Genomic DNA, 19337 nt, shown 5'->3' on the forward strand with positions numbered 1-19337 from the left:
CCCTCCTGACTGGAGGCTACCCCTGTGGGAGCGAGCCTGCTCGCGAATACGGTCTGACATTCAACATCTCTGTTGCCTGACACTCCGCTTTCGCGAGCAGGCTCGCTCCCACAGAAGGGCGGTGTCCACCTCAGGGCGACGTATGTTCATAGGGAGTATTGAATGAAAGCCTGGCGTGTCGTTGTGATCGCCTTGTCGTTCCTGCTGCTCAGTGGCTGTCTGGTGACCTTCAAGGAGCCGCTGCCCACGAGCGAGCCCGCGCCCAAAGGGTTGCTCGGCAGGTGGACCAGCACCAGCGCCTGGGGCGAGCCCGTCAATCTGGAGTTGACCCGCATCGGCGACAATCGCTACCAGGCCGTCAGCTACTTCAAGGCCAATCCCAAGGAGCGTGAAGCCTACCCCTTCACCGTGTCGCGTCATGGCAACCGTTGGTACCTGTCAGCGAAGGTGCCGGCGCAGTTCGGCGGGCATTTCATCATCGGCGGCTTCGAGCTGACCGACCAGCGTGAACTGGTGCTGTACAACCTCGACCTCGAACAGATCAACCAGGCGCTGAAGCAAAACGCCCTGAGCGGCGAAGCGTTTCAGACTGACGACGGCGCAGGCGTATTGATCGACAGCAACATGGATCAAGTCGCTGCCTACCTCGACGACCCGGCCAATTCCGATGTGTTCGTCGAAGCCGTACGCTACCAGCGTCAGGCCAAATCCAAATAAGCAGCACAAACAGGTTTCTACAGGAGTTTCGCGTGGACGATTACCAACAGTCGATACGCATTTTGTCCGATCGCATCGTGTTGGCGCAGACGCCGATCCGCGTCCTCGATGCGGTCAAATGGGACGACAACATTCGTAAGGGTTTCCTCAAGGCCAAGGGCAAGGAAATGCCGGCGGTGGACCGCGACTACTACCTCAACCGGCCGCTGGCGTTCGACTCCAGCAAAGTGAAGCTGGAGTTCCAGAACATCGAGCGCGACATCACCCGCCAGCTCGGCCAGTTCAACCCGGTCGGCCAGATCATGCGCCGCATGTGCAAGGAATACCGCATGGTGGTGCGCATGCTCGAAGCGCGCGGCACCGAGGATTTCGGCCTGATTTCCCAGGAGTTGTACGGCGCCGCGTCCGACGCGTTCCACGCAGGTGACCCGACACTGTCCGACCTGGGCATGATGTTGTCCGAATACCTGAACAACATCGACGGCCGTGGCGACCTCAAGGATGAGCCGAAGACCCTGACTGCCAAGGATGCGGTCGACATGCTCCAGCATCGCTTGAACAAGGTTTTTGGCGAAGCCGAGGAAACCATCCGGGTGTTCGAGTCCGACGGCATCGTCGCCGATGCGGCGGCCGGCGCCGACTACATCAAGATCCGCTCCGACGCGATGTTCAACGACCGCGACGTGCGGGCGCTGGAAGTTCATGAAGGGCTGGTGCATGTCGGCACCACCCTCAACGGCCTGAACCAGCCGATCTGTACCTTCCTCTCCAAGGGGCCGCCCTCGTCGACGGTGACCCAGGAAGGCCTGGCGATCCTGATGGAAATCATCACCTTCGCCTCTTACCCGAGCCGCCTGCGCAAACTGACCAACCGCACCCGCGCCATCCACATGGTGGAGGAGGGTGCTGACTTCCTGCAGGTGTTCGAGTTCTTCCGTGAGCAAGGCTTTGAAATGCCCGAGAGCTACAGCAACGCCAGTCGCGTTTTCCGCGGCTCGGTGCCGACAGGTCTGCCATTTACCAAAGACTTGTCCTACCTCAAGGGCTTCATCATGATTTACAACTACATTCAACTGGCCGTGCGTAAAGGCAAGCTGGAGCAGATACCGCTGTTGTTCTGCGGCAAGACCACCCTGGAAGACATGCGTACCTTGCGCCAGTTGGTGGACGAAGGCCTGGTGGTGCCGCCCAAGTACCTGCCCGAACAGTTCCGCGACATGAACGCGCTGTCGGCGTGGATGTGCTTCTCCAACTTCCTCAACCACCTGAGTCTGGACCGGATAGAGGCGGATTACTCCAACATTTTGTAGGTCCGATGGGGTCACCTGTGGGAGCGAGCCTGCTCGCGAAAGCGGTGTGTCAGATAATAGAAGTGTTGAATGTCAGACCGCATTCGCGAGCAGGCTCGCTCCCACATTTGCTCCGTGTTTCAACTCCACACTGCGAGGTTTCAACGGATGAGAATCCTCGGCATCCTCTGCCTTTTCCTGGCCTTGAACGGTTGCAGTTCACTGCTGTTCTACCCCGAACCCGGCCAGTTGTTCACCCCGGAAAAAGCCGGGCTCGAATACCGCACCGTCACCCTGATCACCGCAGATGGCCTCAAGCTGAACGCCTGGTTGCTGCCGGCGAAGAAGGGGGTCGAGGTCAAAGGCACGGTGCTGCACCTGCACGGCAACGGCGGAAACCTGCCCATGCACCTCGGAGGGAGCTTTTGGTTGCCGAAAAATGGTTACCAGGTGTTGCTTGTGGACTATCGCGGTTATGGCCTTTCCGAAGGCGAACCCAGCCTGCCGGCGATCTATCAGGACATCGACGCGGCCTTCAAATGGCTCGACCAGGCGCCGGAGGTCAAAGGCAAGCCGCTGATCCTGCTCGGCCAGAGCCTCGGTGGCTCGATGGCCGTGCATTACCTGGTCCAGCACCCGGAACGGCAGAAACAACTGAAGGCTATTGTCCTCGACGGTGTGCCCGCCAGTTACCGAAGCATCGGTCAGTTTGCCTTGAGTACATCATGGTTGACCTGGCCGGTGCAGGTTCCGTTGTCGTGGCTGGTACCGGACGGCGACAGTGCGATCAACTCCATGGCGCAACTCAAGGACGTGCCGAAACTGATCTACCACAGCATCGACGATCCGATCGTGCCTCTTTCCAACGGCATCCGACTGTATCAAGCTGCGCCGCCGCCACGGGTGCTGCAACTGACCCGTGGCGGTCATGTGCAGACGTTCGCCGACCCGGTCTGGCGCAAAGTCATGCTGCGTTATCTCGATGACCCGCAACATTTCAACGGCCTGCGCCGCCTGGGTGAGATTCCCAATTACCCGGCACCCCCGAATTCAGAAAATGAACCACCAGAGAGCCCGCAATGAGTGAAGAACGCAACGCCATCCCGCTGATCATCACCGGTATCTGCAGCATCCTCGGCACCGTCGGTGCCCTGTGGTGGTACGGCTACCTGCACTTCGCCAAGCCTGAGGATGCGTTGCTGCTCAACGAATTCACCATGCTCAAGACCGTGCCGGGTGAAGACTACAAAGTCTCCCTGGAACCGGCCGCCCAAGTGGCGCAGTGCATCGATGGCGTGCTGGTGCTGTTCGACATGGAGCAGAAAGGCCTGACCGGCGTGCTGGTCGACAGCAAGAAAAAAGCCGTGCGCTGCATGGGGCAGGAGACGCCGCAGAAGCTGGAGCAGTAATCCGATTCTCACAGGCAACACAGAACCAATGTGGGAGCCAGCCTGCTGGCGATAGCGATTGTGCATTCAACATTGATGTTGACTGATACACCGCTATCGCCAGCAGGCTGGCTCCCACAGGTTTTTGTGTGATGTCGACTTATTGAGTGTATGAACTCACCGCCGAACGCGGCATCACCGGCTGACTGTCATTGGAAATGGTCACCTCCACCCGACGGTTCATCGCCCGGCCCGAGGTACTGCTGTTATCCGCCACCGGATACTCCTTGCCGTAACCCTGGGCGACGATACGCGCCGGATCAACGCCCATCTTCACCAGTGCCGCACGCACGGAGCCTGCGCGACGTTCCGACAGCGACTGGTTGTGCGACGCCGTACCGGTGCTGTCGGTATAGCCCTCGACAATCACTTTGCGCTCGGGGTTTTCCTGGAGGTACTGCGCCAGTTTGTTGATGTCCGCCAGGCCGTTGGGTTTCAGTTCGGCCTTGTCGGTGGCGAACAGCACATCACCGAAGGTCACCAGCGTCCCGCGATCGGTCTGCCTGGCGTTGAGGCTGTCCTTCAACTGTTTTATCTGCTGGTCCCGGGCGTCGAGGCGCGCCTGAGCCCGTTGCGCCGAGGCATCTTTCAGACTGGCCTCGGCGGTGCGCAGGGCAATGGTCTGCTTGGCCACTTCGACACGCTGGTTGGTCAGATAGGCAAGCTGGTCAACCTTGGCCGTGTCCTCCTTGTCCCTGTAGGCCTTATCGGCCAAATCCAGATAGTCGCTGGCCTCCTTGGTTTCCAGCGCAGCGACTTTACTGGCCTGCGGGTCGGCTTGCAGGCCGCTGTAGTTGCTGCGGGCCTGTTCGAGGTTGGCGTTCGGTGGTGTGGAGCAGGCCGCCAGGGCTACGGTGACAGCCAGCAGGGCAGGGATCATCAGTTGTTTACGTTTCATGATTTCGTCCTTTTAGTCGAGTGGGAATGCGTGGCGCCGCGCCGCTTACTGAACGGTGCGCTGGCTTTCCTGGCGCATTTCCTGGACGCCTTTCTGAGCGTCCTTCACTGATTGTTCGGCCTTCATCGCCTGGGCTTTGCGCTCGGCCACGCGAGCGTCCCATTCGGCCTGTTCGGCGAGCATCCGGGCCTGGTCGTATTTCTTGTCGTGCATGGCGATTTCGGCTTGCTTGAGCTTGTCCTGGGCCGACTTCATTTCCACGGCGGCAAACTCGGTGCCGCCGGCGCTCACGGCGTCGTTGACGGCCGATTGGGTGACAGCGTACTGCTCGGTCGGCGGGTTACCGGCGCAGCCGGCCAGGACCAGGCAGCTGCCCAGGGCCAGCGCCGCCAGTTTCAGGCTTTGTGAACAGGTAAATGAGGGGGTTCCGGTTCGGGTTTTCATGGTCTTCAACTCCATTGGGCCAGTTCCTGAAAAACGTCGAAGTCCACCCTGGGCAAGGCGCTGAAACCATCAATTGCGGGTTTTTTTGAAACGCTCGTCCCAGGCGTGGTTACTTGGGTTGACCCGAGGCTTTTTTTGAAAGTTCAGAGAATTTAGTCAGCTATTGAAAAAGCCGTGATCGAATGGACAGGGCTCTAAGACGGGGATTTACAGGACGCGAAGCGCTATGCCGGGCCTTTTACAGGTCCGGAGAAGCGCAATTTTCGAAGTGAAATACAGGCCAATGTGGGAGCGGGCTTGCTCGCGAAAACGGTGTATCAGTCAACGTAGATATCGAATGTTAAACCCCTTTCGCGAGCAAGCCCGCTCCCACAGGTTCTGCGGAAAGTCAGTGTTTCTGTTTGTCGTCAGGCATCGACAAATCATGCAAATGCCGACGGGACAGCGCCAGAAAGCGCGGGGTCGGCCCGATGTCTTCGTACAGCGGATCGCCTTCTTCATCGGTGGCGACCACGGTCGTGCCTTTGACGTACGGGAAGCTTCTTTCCAGCTCTTCCAGTGCGGCGCCGAGCAGATCGCCGAGCAGTTCTTCGGGATGCCGCTTGGGGTACATCTCGACGAGCGCGGCCAGGCGTGCGGCAGATTCCACGTCCAGATGAATCGAGTAGCCAGTGTCGGTCAGGCGACCCTTGGCGTTTTCTTCCCAGTGGTGGGCAAGCTCGCGGATTTTCATATTGACCTCATTGCGCGCCCGCTCGTGGCAGGCAGGGTGAGTGTCCGGCATTGGCCGGCGACAAGCGTTGTACGGCTTACCGTTCAGACTAGCCTCAACAGGCAAGGTTTACAGTCCCTTCGTCGTCTTGCTTGTAAGAACCTGTCTGGGGCGGCACTCTCTAGGTTCTTAGCCGCCCGGATTTTTTGCTGGAGACCTGCTGATGACCGATATTGATGCACGCTTGCGCGAGGACGTTCACCTGTTGGGTGAGCTGTTGGGCAACACCATTCGTGAGCAATATGGCGACGGTTTTCTCGACAAGATCGAGCAGATCCGCAAGGGCGCCAAGGCTGACCGACGCGGCTCCATGGACGCCGAACTCAGCGCCAGCCTCAACCAGCTGAGCGAAGACGAGTTGCTGCCGGTCGCGCGGGCGTTCAACCAGTTTCTCAACCTGGCCAACATCGCCGAGCAGTATCAGTTGATTCACCGTCGCGAGGAATCCCAAGAGGCGCCGTTCGAAGCCCGGGTGTTGCCGGAATTGCTCGCGCGCCTACGCGCCGAGGGGCATGGCGCCGACGCGCTGGCCCGGCAACTGGGTCGGCTGGAGATCGAGCTGGTACTCACGGCGCATCCCACCGAAGTTGCACGCCGCACACTGATCCAGAAGTACGACGCTATCGCCGCGCAACTGGCGGCTCAGGATCACCGCGACCTGACCAGTGCCGAGCGCGAGCAGATCAAAACCACCTTGCAGCGTCTGATCGCCGAAGCCTGGCACACCGAGGAAATCCGCCGCACGCGCCCGACACCGGTGGACGAAGCCAAGTGGGGTTTCGCGGTGATCGAGCATTCGCTGTGGCAGGCCATTCCCAATTACCTGCGCAAGGCCGATCAGGCCCTGCACGCCGCCACCGGCCTGCGCTTGCCTCTGGAGGCGGCACCGATTCGCTTTGCCTCGTGGATGGGGGGTGACCGCGACGGCAACCCGAACGTGACGGCGGCGGTTACCCGAGAGGTTTTACTGTTGGCGCGCTGGATGGCGGCCGATTTGTACCTGCGCGATGTCGATCGCCTGGCCGCTGAGCTGTCGATGCAGCAGGCCAGCGATGAGTTGAAGGCCAAGGCAGGAGACAGCGCCGAACCTTACCGGGCAGTGCTCAAACAGCTGCGCGAACGCCTGCGGGCAACGCGTAACTGGGCACATGCCGCCTTGTCGACGCCAGCGCCGGCACCCGCCGATGTGCTGCAAGACAACCGCGAACTGCTCGATCCACTGGAGCTTTGCTACCGCTCCTTGCACGAGTGCGGCATGGGTGTGATCGCCGACGGGCCGTTGCTCGATTGCCTGCGTCGGGCAGTGACATTCGGTCTGTTCCTGGTTCGTCTGGATGTACGCCAGGACTCGTCGCGTCACACCGCGGCGATGACCGAAATCACCGACTACCTCGGCCTGGGTCGCTACGAGGACTGGAGCGAGGAAGAGCGCATCGCCTTCCTGATGCGCGAATTGAGCAATCGTCGACCTTTGTTGCCGACGTACTTCAAACCCTCCGCCGACACCGCCGAGGTGCTGGCGACCTGCCGGGAAATCGCCGCTGCGCCGTCGGCATCCCTCGGTTCCTATGTGATTTCCATGGCCGGTGCGGCTTCCGATGTACTCGCCGTGCAGTTGCTGCTCAAAGAGTCTGGTGTGTTGCGGCCGATGCGCGTGGTGCCGCTGTTCGAAACCCTGGCCGACCTCGACAACGCGGGTCCGGTGATCGAGAAGCTGCTGCTGTTGCCGGGCTATCGCGCGCGCCTGCAAGGGCCGCAGGAAGTGATGATCGGCTACTCCGACTCGGCCAAGGACGCCGGCACCACCGCGGCGGCCTGGGCGCAGTACCGGGCGCAAGAGCGATTGGTGGATATCTGCCGTTCGCACGACGTCGAACTGCTGTTGTTCCACGGTCGCGGCGGCACTGTCGGGCGAGGCGGCGGCCCGGCCCACGCGGCGATCCTGTCGCAGCCACCGGGTTCGGTGGCGGGGCGTTTTCGTACTACCGAACAGGGCGAAATGATTCGATTCAAGTTTGGCCTGCCGGACATCGCCGAACAAAACCTCAATCTGTACCTGGCCGCCGTGCTGGAGGCGACCTTGCTGCCTCCGCCACCACCTACGCCTGAGTGGCGCCATTTGATGGACGAGTTGGCCGCAGACGGTGTCAGCGCCTACCGTGCCGTGGTGCGGGAAAACCCGCAGTTCGTGGAGTATTTCCGCCAGTCGACACCGGAGCAGGAACTCGGTCGCTTGCCGCTGGGCAGTCGTCCGGCCAAGCGCCGGGCCGGGGGGATCGAAAGCCTGCGGGCGATTCCGTGGATCTTCGGCTGGACCCAGACGCGCCTGATGCTGCCGGCCTGGCTGGGTTGGGAAGCGGCCCTGAGCAAGGCACTGGAGCGTGGCGAAGGCGAACTGCTGGGGCAAATGCGTGAGCAGTGGCCGTTCTTCCGCACCCGCATCGACATGCTGGAAATGGTCCTGGCCAAGGCCGATGCCGACATTGCACAGTCCTACGATGAGCGTCTGGTGGAGCCGAATCTGTTGCCATTGGGTGCGCACTTACGCGACCTATTGTCGCAGGCGTGCACCATCGTTCTCGGCCTGACCGGGCAGTCGCAGCTGCTGGCACATAGCCCTGCGACCCTTGAGTTCATCCGCTTGCGCAACACCTACCTCGACCCGCTTCATCTATTGCAGGCCGAGTTGCTGGCCCGTTCAAGAGTGCAGGACGTGGCGCAGGGCAGCCCGGTAGAACAGGCCTTGCTGGTGTCTGTGGCGGGGATTGCCGCCGGTTTGCGTAACACCGGCTAAGGTTTTTGCCGTGGGGTCAGGCATCCGGCAGGTGAGCCGGATGCCGCCGTTTGACGGGTGGAAAAGTGCTGTCAGGCGACAGTTAATGATGGGGTTGCGACTTGGGAAACTGTGCGCAATGGTCGCAAGAGGCAGCGGTTTCTCCGACTTTTGGCGTCTTGTGTGGGCGCAGCCTGCTGTGTATCTTGAGCAGCCTTTGACCGTTTGGGCGGTCACGACCCTATTTTTGAGATTGGCCCCACGAGGCGAATCTGACGTTATCCATATAAAAATTGAGGAGCACATCGATGCGCGTCATTCTGCTGGGAGCTCCCGGGGCCGGTAAAGGTACTCAGGCTAAGTTCATCACCGAAAAATTCGGCATTCCGCAAATCTCCACCGGCGACATGTTGCGTGCAGCGGTCAAGGCCGGCACCGAGCTGGGCATCAAGGCCAAGAGCATCATGGATGCCGGCGGCCTGGTGTCCGATGACCTGATCATCGCACTGGTCAAGGACCGCATCGCCCAGTCCGACTGCGCCAACGGTTTCCTGTTCGACGGCTTCCCGCGCACCATTCCCCAGGCTGAAGCCCTGGTGACGGCCGGCGTCGAGCTGGATGCAGTGGTGGAAATCGCCGTTGAAGACGAAGAGATCGTCCAGCGTATCGCCGGTCGCCGTGTTCACGAGGCCAGCGGCCGCGTGTACCACATCGTCTACAACCCGCCGAAAATCGCTGGCAAAGACGACGTCACCGGTGAAGAGCTGGTGCAGCGCAAGGACGACACCGAAGAAACCGTGCGTCATCGCCTGTCGGTCTACCACTCCCAGACCAAGCCGCTGGTGGATTTCTACCAGAAGCTGTCGGCTGCCAATGGCAAGCCGCAGTACAGCCACATCGAAGGCGTCGGTTCGGTTGAAGCGATCACCGCCAAGGTGCTTGCAGCCCTGAGCTGAAAAACCTGATCCGCTGCATCATCATCCACGGCCCGCTTGCGGGCCGTAGTTGTTTATACTGACGCACTTTTTTCTGATCTCTCTTGTGGATACATCGATGAGCACCTTGCTGGCCCTGGACACCGCGACCGAAGCTTGCTCCGTTGCCTTGCTGCATGACGGCAAGGTCACGAGCCATTACGAGGTGATCCCGCGCCTGCACGCGCAGAAGCTGTTGCCGATGATCAAGCAATTGCTGGCCGATGCCGGGACCACGCTGCAAGCGGTCGATGCCATTGCGTTCGGCCGTGGCCCGGGCGCCTTCACCGGCGTGCGCATCGCCATTGGTGTGGTGCAAGGCCTGGCGTTTGCCTTGGATCGCCCGGTGTTGCCGGTGTCGAACCTGGCCGTACTGGCGCAACGTGCGCTGCGCGAACATGGCGCCACTCAGGTCGCCGCTGCCATCGATGCGCGCATGGATGAAGTGTATTGGGGTTGCTACCGCGAAACGGCCGGGGAGATGCGCCTGATGGGTGCGGAAGCGGTACTGCCACCGGAGTCCGCTGGATTGCCGGCCGATGCCAGCGGCGAATGGTTCGGCGCAGGCACCGGTTGGGGTTATGGCGAGCGTATCGCCGTCAGCCTGAGCGGGCAGGACGCGGGCATGCTGCCCCACGCCGCAGACCTGCTGACCCTGGCGCGTTTTGCCTGGGAGCGCGGCGAGGGGATCGTGGCCGATGAGGCGCAGCCGGTTTATCTGCGCGATAAAGTGGCGACGCCTAAAGCTCGATAGTATTCAGGACCGAGTCGGTCCAATCGCGAGCAGGCTCGCTCCCACAGGTTCAGCGCAAATCCCTGTGGGAGCGAGCCTGCTCGCGATGCGATCTACCGGTTTTCACCAATCATCAGTTTCTAACCTCAGCTTTTAAACCTTTTGCCTTTTATGTGTTCTAGTTATCACTCGGCGGTTTGCGAAGTGGGTAATGCGCCACTAAACTGCCATCACTGATTCCGAGTATGCACCTATGCGTATAGACGGCGTTTCCTCTCAGTCCTACCCCATCAAACGCAAGCCTCGCAAAGGCCGTGTGGTGGAAGACGACGCCATTGATATCGAAGGCGAGCTGGAATTTCCGACTGAAGAGCAACTGGCTGCCCGCGCCGCCAAAGCCTCTGCGCAAAAATTGAGCAATCTTCCCGCCCGTCAGCAAGACATGATTTACCACCGTGCCATGAGCAAAAGCGTGGCGACAGCCCTGGCCAGCTACCTGAGCACCGCCGGTTTCGTCGATTGGGAAGCGGATGTGCTGGGTCTCGACCTGTACATCTGATGTTGCTGCCGTATTACCTCGGATGCCCGTCCTGGAGCGAAAACGCCTGGCGCGACTACCTGTATCCGCCGGACGCCAAACCCGCCGATTTTCTTGATCTCTATTCCCAGGTTTTCAATGCCGTAGAAGGCAACACGACCTTCTACGCGAGCCCGGCTGCCAGCACCGTGCAGCGTTGGGCCGACACCATGCCCGAACACTTTCGCTTCACCGCCAAGTTTCCTGGCGAGATCAGCCACGGCGGTGACCTGCGCGAGCAGCTGACCGCCGCCGAGACCTTCACTCAGTTACTCAGCCCGCTGGGTGAGCGAGTGTCGCCACTCTGGTTACAGCTGTCGAAAAGCTTCACGCCCCAACGTTTGCCCGAGCTGGCCGGATTTATCGATGCCCTGCAGCGACCGCTGGCCGTTGAAGTGCGGCATGACGAGTTTTTCGCCAAGGGTGACAGCGAGCGAATGCTCAACCGCCTGCTGCTGGATCGCGGAGTCGAACGCATCTGTCTCGATCCCCGTGCGCTGTTCAGTTGCACCTCGACCGAGCCCTCGGTGCTCCACGCCCAATCGAAGAAGCCCCGGGTGCCGCCGCGCCCTGCGGCATTCACGCAATTTCCGCAGGTGCGTTTTATCGGTCATCCGACGCTTGAGGCCAACGATACGTTCCTGGAGCCATGGGTCGAGAAAATCGCGTTATGGATCGAAGAAGGTCGCACGCCGTACATCTTCCTGCACACCGCCGACAACCTGCTGGCCGCGAAACTGGCGCAGCGTTTTCACGCCAGGCTGATGCTGCGTTTGCCTGGCTTGCCGGCGCTGCCTGAGCTATACAGAGAGCCCGTCGCCGAGCAACTTGGCCTGCTCTGAGGCGGATTCTTTCCCCTCTTCAGGAGCCTGCCCAATGGATGCGCAAACCCTTCGAGCCCAGGCGTTCAAAGCCCTTCATGAACGCCCCGGGGCTTTTGTGATTCCCAATCCGTGGGATGCAGGTTCGGCGAAAATGCTCGCCAGCCTCGGCTTTGAGGCGCTGGCGACCACCAGCGCCGGTTATGCCTTTTCCCAGGGCCGTGCCGATGGCGGATTGACCCTCGACGACACCCTGATGAACGTTCAGGCGATTGTCGCCGCCACCGACCTGCCAGTTGCCGTGGACCTGGAAAACGGCTTTGCCGACAACCCGGCCGACTGCGCGAAAAGCATCTTGCGCGCAGCAGAGGCCGGCGCCGTCGGTGGTTCGATCGAAGATGCCACCGGCCGCGAAGAAGGCCCGATCTATTGTTTCGAACACGCCGTGGCGCGCATCGAAGCCGCTGTGGCTGCCGCTCGCAGTTTGCCGTTCCATTTTACGTTGACTGCCCGGGCGGAAAACTTCCTGCATGGCAATCTCGACCTGGCCGACACCATCCGCCGTTTGCAGGCATTCGCCGAGGCCGGTGCCGATGTGCTCTACGCACCCGGCTTGCGCAGCGCCGAGGATGTGCTGGCGGTGGTGCGCGCCGTGGCGCCAAAGCCGGTGAATGTGTTGATGTCGGGCGGCTTGAAGCTGACGGTCGCGCAGTTGGGTGAGATGGGCGTCAAACGCATTAGCGTCGGTTCGGCGCTGGCATTGGCGGCCTATGGCGAATTCTTCCGCGCCGCCGAAGAAATCCAGACGTCAGGTACGTTCGATTTCACGTCCCGGTCGATGCCGTACCAGAAGGCCAATCAGTTTTTCAAAGGCTGAGGGAAGAGGGCGCGGCTGAGGATCAGGCGGCGATGCGCAGGTTCTGCAGGATGATCGGGCGCGCCCAGCCATTGTCGAAATCGAGTTGTTTCTGCTGCTCCCCCCGTTCTTCCAGTGAGAACGGCGGGAACGGCTTGTCGAGCAGGTCGAGTTCGAACTCAGCGATGGGCAGGTGCAGCGGGCGCGGTTGCGGGGCAGGGCCTGCTTCGTATACCGGCTGACCGGCTTTCAGCACAATCGGGCGAACCCAGCCGCTTTCGAAGTCCTGCTGTTTTTGCTGGGCGACGATTTCATCCGCCGGGAACGGTGGGCGTGGTTTGTCGGCCAGGTCCATTTCGAATTCGGCAATCGGCAGGAACAGTGGCTCGGGCGGGCGGATTACGTTGTCCTTCACCTCGCATTCACGCTGGGACACGATGTGCGCCAGCAGGTCGCTGCCAGCGGTGGGTTCAACCGGGCTTTCGAGATCGACCGGTGGGAAATTCAGCGATTGCGGCAGCACTTCACCCGACTGTTCGGCCAGCGCCCGGGCAAAGAAATCCTGCCAGATGTGGCTGACGCCGCTCAGTGCCTGGGTGTTTCGCAGGTTGTAGTCGCCGTAGGGCGAGATAAAACCTGTGATTGTGGGTTGAATGTCTGACATTTCTCTCGGTCGACGCTCAGCTCTGGCAAAATGCTCGATAGTTTTGTTATCGGCAGTTTTTGCCGATCATTAATTTTTTGAGCGTGTTTTCCGATGATTGATCAACCTGCGGCCTGCCGCATCCATGTCCAGGCCCTCGACGCGGCTTTCGAGCCACAAGCCGAGCAATGGGCTGAGCGCCTGGGCTTGCCAATGCAAGTGGCGGACGGCGAATTTGCCTTGCAGGTGGGTGACATGGGCTTGCAATTGCAACAGCTGGGGCCGGATGCGCCGGGGCCGGTGCGGGTGGACTTCGTCGAGGGCGGTGCGGCCCATCGCCGGTTGTATGGTGGTGGCAGCGGACAGATGATCGCCAAGGCCGTCGGCGTCGCCCAAGGCGTGCGCCCGCGGGTGCTGGACGCCACGGCGGGGCTGGGCAAGGACGCGTTCGTGCTGGCCAGCCTTGGTTGTGAGATGAGCCTGATCGAGCGTCAGCCGTTGATTGGTGCCTTGCTGGAAGACGGCCTGGCCCGTGGCGCGGAAGATTTCGACGTGGCGCCGATCGTGGCGCGCATGCGCTTGCTCAAGGGCAATTCGATCGAGGTCATGCGCAACTGGGAAGGCGAGCCACCGCAGGTGATCTACCTTGACCCGATGTTCCCGCATCGCGAGAAAACCGCGCTGGTGAAGAAGGAAATGCGCCTGTTCCGACCGCTGGTGGGCGATGACCCGGATGCGCCGGCATTGCTTGAGGCCGCGTTGGCTTTGGCCAGCCACCGGGTGGTGGTCAAGCGTCCGCGCAAGGCGCCGTGCATCGAAGGGCCGAAGCCGAGTCATGCGCTGGATGGCAAGTCCAGTCGGTATGACATTTATCCGAAGAAGGCTTTGAAGCCTTAAGACCGAGTCGCCTTCATCGCGGGCAAGCCACGCTCCCACAGGTTTTGTGTCGAGCCCAAGACTTGGGAGCAACTCGGACCCTGTGGGAGCGAGCTTGCTCGCGATGACGTCAGATCAGCCAGCCAATATCTGTCGGGCCTACTCAGGCCGATAAGCCCGCATAAACAACCCCACTACTTCCCGCACATGGCTCTCCGCCTCTTCGCCAACCAGAGGCTCGCCGCAGCCGTACAGCAAACGGAAATTCCCGGCGCCCTTGAGCAGGCAGAAGAAGTGCTCGGCCGCGTTGTGCGGCTTGTCGATGCGCAGCACGCCACTTTCATCGATCTTGCTCAGCAGGCGCTCCATGCCATGCAGCATGCGCTCCGGCCCGGCTTCGAAGAATATCTGCGACAGCTTAGGGTCCTGGCTGCCCAAGGTCATCATCAAGCGGTGCAGGTTCACCGATTCATCACTGTTGATCAGCTGGTGAAAACCGCGCGCGATATTCAGCAGCACGGTTTCCACGGCCACACCTTCCGGCAACTCGAAGAACAGCGGTGGCAACTGTTCCTCGCACTTGGCCATCACCGCAGAGGAGAACAGCGTCTCCTTGTCGTTGAAGTGGCTATAGACCGTCAGCTTCGACACACCGGCCTCGGCCGCGACGGCATCCATGCTGGTATTGGCATAACCCTTACTCAGAAACAGCGCTTTGGCCGCATCGAGAATCGCCTGGCGCTTGACCAGGTCCTTGGGTCTGCCTGGGCCATTGGGTGCTGAAAGATTGTTTGGCATATTCTTTTTTATTACTGGACTGGTGAGTTTGCTATTAATAACATACTGCTCAGTATAATTATTTAAAGCACCATTAGCGAAAGGTCCTTCACCATGTTCCGCTATGCCTTGCCCCTCGCGTTGCCAGTCACCCTGGCTTTTTTATTGTCTGCGTGTGGTCACGAAGAGGCACCGCAGGTCAGCGTGCGCCCGGCCATGGTGGTCCAGCCAGAGCCTTCGGCGCAGGCCATGGAAAGCTATCCCGGTGAAGTTCGCGCGCGGTATGAGCCGGACCTGGCGTTCCGTATCGGCGGCAAAGTCAGCCGACGACTGGTCGAGGAAGGGCAGCGGGTCAAGGCCGATCAACCCTTGGCGGAACTCGATCCCCAGGATGTGCGCCTGCAACTGGAGGCCACACGCGCTCAGGTCGCTGCCGCCGAAGCCAATTTGAGCATGGTGCGTGCCGAGCGCGATCGCTATAAAACCCTGATGGAGCGTCAACTGGTCAGTCGTTCGCAGTACGACAATCATGAAAACCTCTACCGCTCCGGTGAAGCGCGCCTCAAGCAGATCAAAGCCGAATTCAACGTCTCCAATAACCAGGCCAGTTACGCCGTGTTGCGTGCGCCGCAGGACGGCGTCGTGGCCAAGCGTCTGGTGGAAGTTGGGCAAGTTGTGGCCGCCGGGCAAACGGTGTTCACACTGGCAACCGATGGCGAGCGTGAAGTCTTGATCAGCCTGCCGGAGCAGAACTTCGGTCGCTTCAAGGTCGGTGAGCCGGTGTCGGTGGAACTCTGGACCCAACCCGATCAGCGATTCGAAGGGCGTATCCGTGAACTGTCGCCGTCGGCTGATCCAAAATCGCGCACCTTCGCGGCCCGCATTGCCTTCAGTTCCGGCAAGGCTCCTGTCGAACTGGGCCAGAGCGCCCGAGTGTTCGTGCAGGCCGCCGACGTCGTTCCTCTGTCCGTTCCTCTGTCTGCGCTGACGGCGGAAAACGGCGTGACCTATGTCTGGGTCGTCAGCGCCAACAACACCTTGAAAAAAGCCCCGGTGCGGGTCGGTGCCTTCGGTGAGAAAACCGTACCGGTGCTTGAAGGGCTCAACGCCAGCGACTGGGTGGTGGCCGCTGGTGTCCATGTGCTTCTCGAAGGGCAGCAGGTGCGCCCGGTGGATCGCTCCAATCGCGTGGTCAATCTGGCGGACAAGGAGTAAGCCCCGATGCGCTTCAACGTTTCCGAGTGGGCGCTGCGTAATCGCCAGATCGTCCTTTTCCTGATGCTGTTGCTGGCCGTTGTCGGCGCACTTTCCTACACCAAGCTCGGCCAAAGCGAAGACCCGCCGTTCACTTTCAAAGCGATGGTGATTCGCACCAACTGGCCGGGAGCGACTGCCGAGGAAGTCTCGCGCCAGGTCACCGAACGCATCGAAAAGAAGCTGATGGAAACCGGCGAATACGAACGCATCATGTCGTTCTCCCGCCCCGGCGAATCCCAGGTGACCTTCATCGCGCGCGACTCCATGCACTCGGTGGAGATACCGGAGCTCTGGTATCAGCTGCGCAAGAAAATCAGCGACATCCGCCATACCCTGCCGCCGGGGATTCAGGGGCCGTTCTTCAACGATGAATTCGGCACCACGTTCGGCAATATCTACGCCCTGACCGGTGAGGGTTTCGACTACGCCGTGCTCAAGGATTATGCCGACCGCATCCAGATCCAGCTGCAGCGGGTCAAGGATGTGGGCAAGGTCGAACTGCTGGGGGTGCAAGACGAGAAAATCTGGATCGAGCTCTCCAATGTCAAGCTCGCCACCCTCGGCTTGCCGCTGGCGGCCGTCCAGCAAGCCCTTGAAGAGCAGAATGCGGTGTCCACGGCAGGTTTCTTCGAAACCAGCAGCGAGCGATTGCAGCTACGGGTAACGGGGAATTTTCAGACGGTCGAAGAGATCAAGAACTTCCCGATCCGCGTCGGTGATCGCACCTTCCGCATCTCCGACGTGGCCGACGTGCGCCGTGGTTTCAACGATCCACCGGCGCCGCGCATGCGCTTCATGGCGCAGGACGCCATCGGCCTCGCGGTGGCGATGAAGGACGGCGGTGACATTCTGGTACTGGGCAAGGCGCTGGAAATCGAGTTCGCCCGCATCCAGAAAAACCTCCCGGCCGGTATGGAGCTGCGCAAGGTTTCCGACCAACCGGCTGCGGTGAAAACCGGTGTTGGCGAGTTCGTGCAAGTGCTGGTCGAGGCGCTGGCCATTGTGTTGCTGGTGAGCTTCTTCTCCCTCGGCGTGCGCACTGGCATGGTGGTGGCCCTGGCGATTCCGCTGGTGCTGGCGATGACGTTCGCCTGCATGTATTACCTCGGCATCGGCCTGCACAAGATCTCCCTCGGCGCGCTGGTACTGGCACTGGGCTTGCTGGTGGACGACGCGATCATCGCCGTGGAAATGATGGCGATCAAAATGGAGCAGGGCTTCGACCGGGTCAAAGCGGCGAGTTATGCCTGGACCAGTACCGCGTTCCCGATGCTCACCGGTACGCTGATCACCGCGGCCGGCTTCCTGCCGATTGCCACGGCGCAATCGGGTACGGGCGAATACACCCGTTCGATCTTCGAGGTGGTTACCATCGCGCTATTGGCGTCGTGGGTGGCCGCGGTGGTGTTCGTGCCGTACCTCGGGGAAAAACTTCTTCCGGACCTGGCGAAGATTCATGCCGCCAAACACGGTGCCGGCCAGCCCGATCCGTATGCCACGCCGTTTTATCAGCGCGTCCGGCGTCTGGTGGAGTGGTGCGTGCGCTGGCGCAAAACCGTGATCCTGGCGACCGTGCTGTTGTTCATTGGCTCCATCGTGCTGTTCCGCTTTGTGCCGCAGCAGTTCTTCCCGGCATCGGGTCGCCTGGAGTTGATGGTCGATCTGAAACTGGCCGAAGGCGCTTCGCTGAGCAACACCGCCGACGAGGTCAAGCGCCTCGAAGCGCTGCTCAAGGACAAGGCCGGGATCGACAATTACGTGGCCTATGTCGGTACCGGTTCGCCGCGTTTCTACCTGCCGCTGGATCAACAGCTGCCGGCGGCGAGCTTCGCCCAGTTTGTCGTCCTGGCGAAAACCATCGAAGAACGGGAAACCCTGCGAACCTGGTTGATCGCAACCCTCAACGAGCAATTCCCGGTGCTGCGTTCGCGGGTCACGCGCCTGGAAAACGGTCCGCCGGTTGGCTATCCGGTGCAGTTCCGCGTGACCGGGGAGCACATCGAGGAAGTGCGGGCGCTGGCGCGCAAAGTCGCAGCCAAGGTTCGCGAGAACCCGCATGTGGTCAACGTCCACCTGGATTGGGAGGAGCCGAGCAAGGTTGTCTACCTGAACATCGATCAGGACCGCGCGCGGGCGCTGGGCGTGAGCACGGCGAACCTGTCGAGGTTCCTGCAAAGCTCCCTGACCGGTTCCAGTGTCAGCCAGTACCGTGAAGACAACGAGTTGATCGAGATCCTGTTGCGCGGCACCTTGCATGAACGCACCGAGTTGTCATTGCTGCCGAGTCTGGCGGTACCGACCGATAACGGTCGCAGTGTCGCGCTGTCGCAGATCGCGACCCTGGAATACGGCTTCGAGGAGGGCATCATCTGGCACCGCAACCGTCTGCCCAACGTGACCGTTCGCGCTGACATCTATGGCAAGGAGCAACCGGCGACGCTGGTACAGCAGATCATGCCGACCCTCGATTCGATCCGCGCTGAATTGCCGGATGGCTACTTGCTGGATGTCGGTGGCACGGTGGAAGACTCGGCGCGCGGACAGAACTCGGTGAAGGCCGGGGTGCCGTTGTTCATTGTGGTGGTGTTGACCTTGCTGATGCTGCAGCTGCGAAGTTTTTCGCGCACGGCGATGGTGTTCCTGACGGCGCCGCTGGGGTTGATCGGGGTGACGCTGTTTCTGTTGGTGTTTCGCCAGCCGTTCGGTTTCGTGGCCATGCTGGGGACCATCGCGTTGTCGGGGATGATCATGCGTAACTCGGTGATTCTGGTGGATCAGATCGAGCAGGATATCGCGGCGGGGTTGAAGCCTTGGCAGGCGATCATCGAGGCGACGGTGCGGCGGTTCCGGCCGATTGTGCTGACGGCGATGGCGGCGGTGTTGGCGATGATTCCGTTGTCGCGCAGTGTGTTTTTCGGGCCGATGGCGGTGGCGATCATGGGGGGGTTGATTGTGGCCACGGCGTTGACGCTGCTGTTTTTGCCGGCGTTGTATGCGGCTTGGTTCCGGGTCAGGAAGGAGACCGTTTGACCGAGTGCATATCCATTTCTTCGGTAACGGCGGCTGGTGGTTTCGCCCTGACGGCGACTCACTTTTTTTACAAGCGCCTAAAAAAAGTAAGCAAAAAAACGCTCGCCCCGAACGTACGGCCCCTCGCCTGGGCTCGGGGTTCCTTCGCTCCGGTATTCATCCGGGGGCATTGCCCTCCGGTCGGCTTCGCTGCGACCTACATGCAATGAGTTCGACTGCGTCGAACGGCGCTGCGCGCCAATCCCCGGATGAACACCTCCACTCAGCCTCCCGAGGGGGCGGGTGGATCAAGATCAAAAGCTGCAGGCGAGCTAACGCTCGGCCTGATGAGTGGTGAAGAGCGACGCGGTGGTGTGTGCTGCTGTGCTTTTGCTTTTCTGTGGGAGCGAGCTTGCTCGCGATGGCGGCCTGCCAGCCGACCAATCCCTCACAGATGTACCCGATCTAATTGT

General features: G+C 60.8%; 18 protein-coding genes. 13 read left to right on the forward strand and 5 right to left on the reverse strand.

Annotation, left to right across the window (positions count from 1 at the left end; translation table 11 throughout):
• The first annotated feature begins 162 nt into the window (after positions 1-162).
• From AC3IT9_RS05580 to AC3IT9_RS05595, 4 genes are all read left to right on the forward strand, one after another.
• Positions 163-717 carry a hypothetical protein gene (locus AC3IT9_RS05580; RefSeq protein ID WP_150754224.1) on the forward strand — a complete coding sequence of 185 codons (555 nt, stop codon included), beginning with the start codon at positions 163-165 and terminating at the stop codon, positions 715-717.
• Between the two features lie 32 nt (positions 718-749).
• A complete protein-coding gene (locus AC3IT9_RS05585) occupies positions 750-2027 on the forward strand; it encodes a flavohemoglobin expression-modulating QEGLA motif protein (RefSeq protein WP_150728239.1) in 1278 nt (425 codons plus the stop codon).
• A 147-nt stretch (positions 2028-2174) separates the two neighbouring features.
• Complete coding sequence (locus AC3IT9_RS05590) at positions 2175-3089, forward strand: alpha/beta hydrolase (RefSeq protein ID WP_489272347.1); 915 nt, start codon at positions 2175-2177, stop codon at positions 3087-3089.
• Positions 3086-3415, forward strand: coding sequence for a PA3694 family proteiin (locus AC3IT9_RS05595; protein ID WP_046041078.1), 330 nt, complete (start codon positions 3086-3088; stop codon positions 3413-3415). The genes AC3IT9_RS05590 and AC3IT9_RS05595 overlap by 4 nt, the downstream gene beginning before the upstream one ends.
• Before the next feature lie 139 nt (positions 3416-3554).
• On the opposite strand, the gene lptF is transcribed toward AC3IT9_RS05595, so the two are convergent.
• The 3 genes from lptF to AC3IT9_RS05610 form a co-directional block, all read right to left on the reverse strand.
• Positions 3555-4352, reverse strand: coding sequence for a lipotoxin F family OmpA-related lipoprotein LptF (lptF, locus tag AC3IT9_RS05600; RefSeq protein ID WP_150728241.1), 798 nt, complete (start codon positions 4350-4352; stop codon positions 3555-3557).
• A gap of 45 nt (positions 4353-4397) precedes the next feature.
• The gene (locus tag AC3IT9_RS05605; protein ID WP_150728242.1) at positions 4398-4811 is read right to left on the reverse strand and encodes a DUF4398 domain-containing protein; all 414 of its coding nucleotides are present in this window, start codon (positions 4809-4811) and stop codon (positions 4398-4400) included.
• Positions 4812-5184: 373 nt separating this feature from the next.
• Positions 5185-5529 carry a pilin assembly protein gene (locus AC3IT9_RS05610; RefSeq protein ID WP_353742199.1) on the reverse strand — a complete coding sequence of 115 codons (345 nt, stop codon included), beginning with the start codon at positions 5527-5529 and terminating at the stop codon, positions 5185-5187.
• A gap of 202 nt (positions 5530-5731) precedes the next feature.
• On the opposite strand from AC3IT9_RS05610, the gene ppc reads away from it, so the two are divergent.
• From ppc to AC3IT9_RS05640, 6 genes are all read left to right on the forward strand, one after another.
• Positions 5732-8362 carry a phosphoenolpyruvate carboxylase gene (gene ppc / locus AC3IT9_RS05615; protein WP_489272349.1) on the forward strand — a complete coding sequence of 877 codons (2631 nt, stop codon included), beginning with the start codon at positions 5732-5734 and terminating at the stop codon, positions 8360-8362.
• 287 nt (positions 8363-8649) lie between these two features.
• Positions 8650-9297, forward strand: a complete 648-nt coding sequence (gene adk, locus AC3IT9_RS05620) for an adenylate kinase (RefSeq protein WP_223442674.1) — start codon at positions 8650-8652, stop codon at positions 9295-9297.
• Between the two features lie 97 nt (positions 9298-9394).
• Positions 9395-10069 carry a tRNA (adenosine(37)-N6)-threonylcarbamoyltransferase complex dimerization subunit type 1 TsaB gene (gene tsaB / locus AC3IT9_RS05625; RefSeq protein WP_150728246.1) on the forward strand — a complete coding sequence of 225 codons (675 nt, stop codon included), beginning with the start codon at positions 9395-9397 and terminating at the stop codon, positions 10067-10069.
• A 232-nt stretch (positions 10070-10301) separates the two neighbouring features.
• Positions 10302-10607, forward strand: a complete 306-nt coding sequence (locus tag AC3IT9_RS05630) for a hypothetical protein (protein WP_057716196.1) — start codon at positions 10302-10304, stop codon at positions 10605-10607.
• A complete protein-coding gene (locus AC3IT9_RS05635) occupies positions 10607-11467 on the forward strand; it encodes a DUF72 domain-containing protein (protein WP_150757289.1) in 861 nt (286 codons plus the stop codon). The genes AC3IT9_RS05630 and AC3IT9_RS05635 overlap by 1 nt, the downstream gene beginning before the upstream one ends.
• 34 nt (positions 11468-11501) lie before the next feature.
• Positions 11502-12323 (forward strand): isocitrate lyase/PEP mutase family protein, encoded by an 822-nt coding sequence (locus AC3IT9_RS05640; RefSeq protein WP_489272351.1) that lies wholly within the window; start codon positions 11502-11504, stop codon positions 12321-12323.
• Between the two features lie 22 nt (positions 12324-12345).
• Here the strand turns inward: AC3IT9_RS05640 and AC3IT9_RS05645 are convergent, their stop codons facing one another.
• A complete protein-coding gene (locus tag AC3IT9_RS05645) occupies positions 12346-12966 on the reverse strand; it encodes an energy transducer TonB (RefSeq protein ID WP_489272352.1) in 621 nt (206 codons plus the stop codon).
• Positions 12967-13059: 93 nt separating this feature from the next.
• Here AC3IT9_RS05645 and AC3IT9_RS05650 point away from each other — a divergent pair, with 93 nt between their 5' ends.
• Complete coding sequence (locus AC3IT9_RS05650; protein WP_057716192.1) at positions 13060-13842, forward strand: class I SAM-dependent methyltransferase; 783 nt, start codon at positions 13060-13062, stop codon at positions 13840-13842.
• A gap of 138 nt (positions 13843-13980) precedes the next feature.
• On the opposite strand, the gene AC3IT9_RS05655 is transcribed toward AC3IT9_RS05650, so the two are convergent.
• Positions 13981-14619 carry a TetR/AcrR family transcriptional regulator gene (locus tag AC3IT9_RS05655; protein ID WP_150754216.1) on the reverse strand — a complete coding sequence of 213 codons (639 nt, stop codon included), beginning with the start codon at positions 14617-14619 and terminating at the stop codon, positions 13981-13983.
• Between the two features lie 93 nt (positions 14620-14712).
• On the opposite strand from AC3IT9_RS05655, the gene AC3IT9_RS05660 reads away from it, so the two are divergent.
• Positions 14713-15813 (forward strand): efflux RND transporter periplasmic adaptor subunit, encoded by a 1101-nt coding sequence (locus AC3IT9_RS05660; protein WP_150728251.1) that lies wholly within the window; start codon positions 14713-14715, stop codon positions 15811-15813.
• A gap of 6 nt (positions 15814-15819) precedes the next feature.
• A complete protein-coding gene (locus tag AC3IT9_RS05665; RefSeq protein WP_489272353.1) occupies positions 15820-18885 on the forward strand; it encodes an efflux RND transporter permease subunit in 3066 nt (1021 codons plus the stop codon).
• The last annotated feature ends 452 nt before the right edge of the window (positions 18886-19337 follow it).

This window comes from Pseudomonas sp. KH_046_1, assembly GCF_057839025.1.

Excerpts from the sequence above, each read along its gene's own strand:
- AC3IT9_RS05660 (WP_150728251.1), top strand. The coding sequence starts at position 14,713 with ATGTTCCGCTATGCCTTGCCCCTCGCGTTGCCAGTCACCCTGGCTTTT.
- AC3IT9_RS05665 (WP_489272353.1), top strand. The coding sequence starts at position 15,820 with ATGCGCTTCAACGTTTCCGAGTGGGCGCTGCGTAATCGCCAGATCGTC.
- AC3IT9_RS05645 (WP_489272352.1), bottom strand. The coding sequence starts at position 12,966 with ATGTCAGACATTCAACCCACAATCACAGGTTTTATCTCGCCCTACGGC.
- ppc (WP_489272349.1), top strand. The coding sequence starts at position 5,732 with ATGACCGATATTGATGCACGCTTGCGCGAGGACGTTCACCTGTTGGGT.
- AC3IT9_RS05590 (WP_489272347.1), top strand. The coding sequence starts at position 2,175 with ATGAGAATCCTCGGCATCCTCTGCCTTTTCCTGGCCTTGAACGGTTGC.
- AC3IT9_RS05635 (WP_150757289.1), top strand. The coding sequence starts at position 10,607 with ATGTTGCTGCCGTATTACCTCGGATGCCCGTCCTGGAGCGAAAACGCC.
- AC3IT9_RS05595 (WP_046041078.1), top strand. The coding sequence starts at position 3,086 with ATGAGTGAAGAACGCAACGCCATCCCGCTGATCATCACCGGTATCTGC.
- AC3IT9_RS05640 (WP_489272351.1), top strand. The coding sequence starts at position 11,502 with ATGGATGCGCAAACCCTTCGAGCCCAGGCGTTCAAAGCCCTTCATGAA.
- lptF (WP_150728241.1), bottom strand. The coding sequence starts at position 4,352 with ATGAAACGTAAACAACTGATGATCCCTGCCCTGCTGGCTGTCACCGTA.
- adk (WP_223442674.1), top strand. The coding sequence starts at position 8,650 with ATGCGCGTCATTCTGCTGGGAGCTCCCGGGGCCGGTAAAGGTACTCAG.
- AC3IT9_RS05650 (WP_057716192.1), top strand. The coding sequence starts at position 13,060 with ATGATTGATCAACCTGCGGCCTGCCGCATCCATGTCCAGGCCCTCGAC.
- tsaB (WP_150728246.1), top strand. The coding sequence starts at position 9,395 with ATGAGCACCTTGCTGGCCCTGGACACCGCGACCGAAGCTTGCTCCGTT.
- AC3IT9_RS05655 (WP_150754216.1), bottom strand. The coding sequence starts at position 14,619 with ATGCCAAACAATCTTTCAGCACCCAATGGCCCAGGCAGACCCAAGGAC.
- AC3IT9_RS05605 (WP_150728242.1), bottom strand. The coding sequence starts at position 4,811 with ATGGAGTTGAAGACCATGAAAACCCGAACCGGAACCCCCTCATTTACC.
- AC3IT9_RS05610 (WP_353742199.1), bottom strand. The coding sequence starts at position 5,529 with ATGAAAATCCGCGAGCTTGCCCACCACTGGGAAGAAAACGCCAAGGGT.
- AC3IT9_RS05580 (WP_150754224.1), top strand. The coding sequence starts at position 163 with ATGAAAGCCTGGCGTGTCGTTGTGATCGCCTTGTCGTTCCTGCTGCTC.
- AC3IT9_RS05630 (WP_057716196.1), top strand. The coding sequence starts at position 10,302 with ATGCGTATAGACGGCGTTTCCTCTCAGTCCTACCCCATCAAACGCAAG.